Raw genomic sequence first — 5,232 nt, forward strand, 5'->3', positions numbered from 1 at the left:
GCGTCCACCCGGCTCTCCGCACTGCGCACCGGCAAGGTTGACCAGTACCGGAATGTTGTCTGGGATGATGCCGAGAGTCTGATGCGGAGCAACCCTGAGCTGAACTACTCAAGGTACCTCGCGTTCGTTGCTCCGACGATAGGGATGCGGCTGGACAACGAAGAGCTGCCCTACACCGACCTCAGGGTGCGGCGCGCCCTGTCAATGGCGATTGACCGTGACACCATCATCGAGAGCTACTACAACGGTAATGCCGAGAAGTTCTGCTGGCCAATCTTGCCGTGCGGAGAGTTTGGTGATATATTCGTCCCCCTGGAGGAACAGTCCGAGCAGACCCAGGAGGCCTATGGTTACCATCCGGACACGGCAAAGGCGCTCCTGGCCGAAGCCGGCTACCCCAATGGCTTCAAGGCCAGTATTGTCTGCACCCAGGCAGCATTAGACGAACTGTCCATTGTCAAGCAGATGTGGTCGGAGATAGGTGTCGACCTGGAGTTGGACCCCAGGGAAAGTGGTGCCTACCAGTCCATACGGAGGGGCGGGGGATATGAGGACATGCTCTGGGCCACCAAGACCAGTATCTACTATACCGTGCCTATAGCTCACCTCGAGGATTACATCCCTGTGTACAACACCGGTTTCGGTGTTGACCAGTATGTCGAGGACTACTACAGGGAGAAACTGTTGCCTTTCCGCGGCCCACTTGGCGACAAGACACTGCGAGCCAACCTCCGAGAGCTGGTACCCTACCTGTGCGACCTTCTGTGGGTGATAGAGTTGCCGACAGAGTATTCCTACTCCATGTGGCAGCCCTGGGTAGGCGGTTTCCGGGGCGAGTACTCTACCGGTTGTCAATGGTGGGGAGACTTTCCAATGTATGCCTGGGTTGACCAGGACGTGAAGGAATACTACACAGGCCAGAGGTAGCCAGATACGTTCAGTAATAACCAGTGCAACGGACTGGGGGTACGGGTCTGTACCCCCAGTCTGGCTGCGGTCTGTGCAATTAAGTACAGGCCCATTTCCTTGGAGCGGGGGCATACCAAGTGGAGAACAATCACGGTATCCATGACCCCATGAACTGCCACCCGGTGTTCCCTCGACTGTGTCAGCAGGTACACCTGCAATGCAGGAGTAAACCATAGCGAAGGAGGGTTTTGAAATGACAGCGCGACCGAAGAAAGTCGTAATCCTGGGGCTGGACGCCCCCATTGCACCTAGACTCTACAAGTACTGTAAAGAAGGCAAACTACCAAACATAGCGAAGGTTATTAGTAATGGTGTTTGGGCTAAGAACTCTATGGTACCATTACCGACAATCACGCCACCCAACTGGACATCGATAGCGACCGGCGCGTGGCCAAGTACACATGGGGTCACCGATTTTAATGTGCACCGTCCGGGAGACCCTCTAGACCTTACTCACGGCGGGTTCTACAGCGGGGACGTCCGGGCAGAGTACGTCTGGAACGCAATTGCCCGTGCTGGCAAGAAATCAGTGGTAGTCAACTACCCGACTACCTGGCCACCTGTGATTAAAGATGGTATTCAGATTGGTGGTGCCGGTGTAGAAGTAAACCAGTGGTTCTGGCCATCTGGTTCCTTCGGAAGTGAAATAGGAGAACTCCCGTCAAACGTTGATGACAAGACGCTCTTTCGCTTCGCTCAGCACGGAGTTGAAGCAGGTGCTCCGGGACAGATGCCCCGATGTAGCATGTCATTTTCACACCTCTTCGCAACGAGGGAGCTCGGCGAGGGGACCGCACACGCATTGCCGTTCGCCCAGCAACCTGGCCAGCTCGCACCGGAGAAGATTACACTGCAATCCCCCAGCGGATGGAGCAACCTGCCCCCCGCAAAGCAAGCACTTGAGGCGACAATCACCTTTCATCCTCTATCCGGTCTGTATAAGATGTCCGACCTGGTGTGGTATATGCTGGTACTGGATACCAGCGGCAAGGGCTACGACAAGGTGCTCATCAGCGATAGCAAGGACGCCTCCAGCCCCATGGCAGAACTCTCGGAGGGCCAGTGGAGCCGTATTATCAGAAGAGACTTTGAAACGGAAGCCGGAAATAAGAAGGCGGCTTTCGCCATGAAGCTCCTGAAATTATCAGACGACGCTCAGGACATCCGCCTCTTCCATACCCCACTCTGCGCCCTTGAGGGATGGTCATTTCCTGAGTCCCTGGCCAGCGAGGTCTACTCTGAGAAGGGCTTACCCTACGCTGAGCCCTCCTTCCTGGCCTACGACATGGGCTACTACGATATTGACACGGTACTTGAAGCCACCGAGATGGAGAGGCAATGGTTGAGCGATACCTGTACCTATATCCTGAAGAACAAGCCCTGGGACCTCTTCATGATGCATTATCACCCGCCCGACCATGCCTGGCATTCGATATCATGGCTGATGGACCCGGCTACCGCCAAGGATGAAACAGAGTGGCGCAAATACCAGGAAGTGGAACTGGAAATATACCGGCTCTGTGACCGCCTGGCCGGTGACCTCTTCTCCTGCGCTGACCCGAAAGAGACTGTCTTCGCCCTTGTCTCTGACCATGGTGCCAAGGCGACCAACGGCCCCCAACCGCCAATCCAGAGGATATTGATCGACGCCGGGCTCCAGGTCAGAAATCAGGATGGCAGTGTTGATTGGTCCAGAACCAGGGCCATTGGTCAGCGCTCAGTATATGTCTATATCAATCTCAAAGGCCGTGACCCTGATGGTATTGTCGAGCCGGGTGAAGAATACCGCAAGGTGCAGGAGCAGATTATAAGGGCCCTCACCGACTACACTGACCCGCAGACTGGCCGTAAGCCAATTCTGTTTGCCCTGAGAAAGGAAGACGCCCGCTTCATCAATATCTACGGTGATTATGTTGGTGATGTTATCTTTGCTATCGATGAGCACTTCGGTGGCCAGCACGGTGCTTTTCTACCAACTGCGGAGTGGGGTATCGGCTCACTGCGAGGTGTCTTTGCTATGTCTGGCCCCGGGATAAGAAGGGGAGTTGAGCTTGAACGAAACGTGTGGTGCCTCGACATGGTGCCAACCCTTTGCTATTTGACGGGCTGGCCGATGCCAAAGGATGCGGAGGGGGCCGTTATCTTCCAGGCGCTTGAGGACCCTGACCCGAGATAGGCGAGTGCCCGAGGAAGTACAGAAGTGATTAAGAGACGAAGGAGACAACCATGCCAGACAGACCGAACATAGTCCTGATTTATTCCGACCAGCACCGGGGCGATACTATTGGCTGTGTCGGACACCCGGTGATTCTCACCCCTAATCTGGATCGTATTGCGACAGAGGGGGTACTCTTCCGACGCTGCTCCACCAGCTCACCCCTCTGTGTGCCGGCAAGGGCAACACTAATCTCTGGTCACTGTGTGAATCAGCACGGCGCTTGGGACAATTCCGCTCCGGCGGACCGCCAGGGTTCCAGCCACGTGAGAAACATCAGGGATGCTAGTTATCACACCGCCCTCATCGGCAAGACGCACCTCCTTACCGACGAGCAGGGACTCCGTGACTGGGGCTACGAAGACACCATGGAGATACACAGCACTCTGGCCACCACCAGGACACGCAATCCATGGACTGAGTATCTTGCTGAGAAGGGACTACTTGACGCATACTCAGAGAGCATCCTAGAGTACAACCGGGTCAACTGGAGCTTCACCCGCATGCCTTGGAGGGAGCCGCCCGCCCCAATTCCCACTGAGGACCACGTCGACAACTTCGTTGGACGGAAGGCGGTCGACTGGATACGTAGCTACAAGGGTGATAAGCCTTTCTACCTTCAAGTCCTTTTCCCTGGTCCACATCCGCCCTTCAACTCTGCTCCCGAATATCGGGCTCTGTACCGACCCGATAAGATGCCCATCGGCATTCTGGAAAGCCCGAAACCGCCTATACCCCCGTACGTAGACTTTGTAATGAGATGGAGTGCGCCTCTCCAGGATATGACGCCACTGCAAATGCAGCTGCTGCGGACCTTCTACTACGCCAAGGTCACCATGATTGACGAGCGCATCGGGGATATACTGAAAGCGCTGGAAGAAAGGGGCATGCTGCATAACACCTGGATAATCTATACCTCTGACCATGGCGAGAATCTGGGTGACCACAGACTGAATCAGAAGGTGGTATTCTATGAAACCGCCGTTAATGTGCCTTTCATCATAAGGCCGCCGGGTGGTACCACGGGCTGGCAGGCCAACGGGTTAACTGACCATCTTGACCTTATCAACACCCTGCTCGATATCGCCGGTGCCAGTCCGCTGGAACACTGCGATGGCAGTAGTCTGGTACCGAAGGTGCAAGCCGGCCCGGAGGGGCCTGATGCCCAGGAGGGGAAGGAACGGATATTCAGCGAGGTGGCCGGGTACTCCATGGTGCGCACTGAACGCTACAAGCTGGCAGTGGACGCCAGGACCAGGCAGCAACTGGAGTTCTATGACATGGAGGCAGACCCGGACGAACTGCATAATCAGGTAAACGAGCCGTCGTTGGATGGACTACGCCAGGAACTTCAGGAACAGTATCTGGATCCGTTCTTACGCGACCTCGACCGGGAGAAGTTCACTGCCTTTGAAGAACGGTCCCAGAAGAGTGGACGACCGGGTATTCAGCGGAGTTGAGACGCACCTCTCGTCAGATAGGATAGCTGAAGCCGAGAATTGTGCTGCGCTGCCTTGCTCGTTGCCATCAAACAGCCAATCGATTGAAGGAAGGACGCAATGAGAGCCAAAACCAGAAGCCGAGATTTATAATTTACTATGGCAGGTAGACTGAGAATGCCAAGCAGTGTAACTGCAAGAACACTAATCTGGGTTGGTGTAGCTCTGCTTGTCTGTATCATAATACTCCTGTTGCCAACAATTGAGGGCCTGTCTCCCAGAGGGCAGAGATTCCTTGCCCTGTTAGCCCTGGTATTGATACTCTGGGTTTCTGAAGCAATTCCCATAGGGATTACGGCGTTACTGGCTGGTGGGGGACTGATAGCTTTCGGGGTCCAGAGTGCCAGTAGTGCCTGGATGCCTTTCTCAAATGCAGCGGTTATGTATGTCCTTATGCTGATAATGTTCGGTGTCATTATTGAGCAGGTTGGACTTGCCAAGAGAATCCTTAACTTTATACTCAGGAAGGGTGGCACAAATGTAAAGCGATTGAGTCTGCTTCTGGCGGTATCTTCTACTTTACTGGCGACAATCTTCCATGATGCCACA

4 protein-coding genes are annotated in these 5,232 nt (G+C 54.8%); all 4 read left to right on the forward strand.

Going from position 1 to position 5,232, the window contains the following annotated elements:
- Nucleotides 1-927, forward strand: a 927-nt coding sequence (locus tag VMW13_00275) for an ABC transporter substrate-binding protein (protein ID HUV43242.1), incomplete at its 5' end; no start/stop codon positions are given.
- A gap of 235 nt (nt 928-1,162) precedes the next feature.
- Complete coding sequence (locus VMW13_00280) at nt 1,163-3,145, forward strand: alkaline phosphatase family protein (protein HUV43243.1); 1,983 nt, start codon at nt 1,163-1,165, stop codon at nt 3,143-3,145.
- Between the two features lie 50 nt (nt 3,146-3,195).
- Nucleotides 3,196-4,644 (forward strand): sulfatase-like hydrolase/transferase, encoded by a 1,449-nt coding sequence (locus VMW13_00285; protein ID HUV43244.1) that lies wholly within the window; start codon nt 3,196-3,198, stop codon nt 4,642-4,644.
- A 156-nt stretch (nt 4,645-4,800) separates the two neighbouring features.
- On the forward strand, nt 4,801-5,232 hold a 432-nt coding region (locus tag VMW13_00290), incomplete at its 3' end, for an SLC13 family permease (protein HUV43245.1).

Source organism: Dehalococcoidales bacterium (genome assembly GCA_035529395.1).
GTDB lineage: Bacteria > Chloroflexota > Dehalococcoidia > Dehalococcoidales > Fen-1064 > DUES01.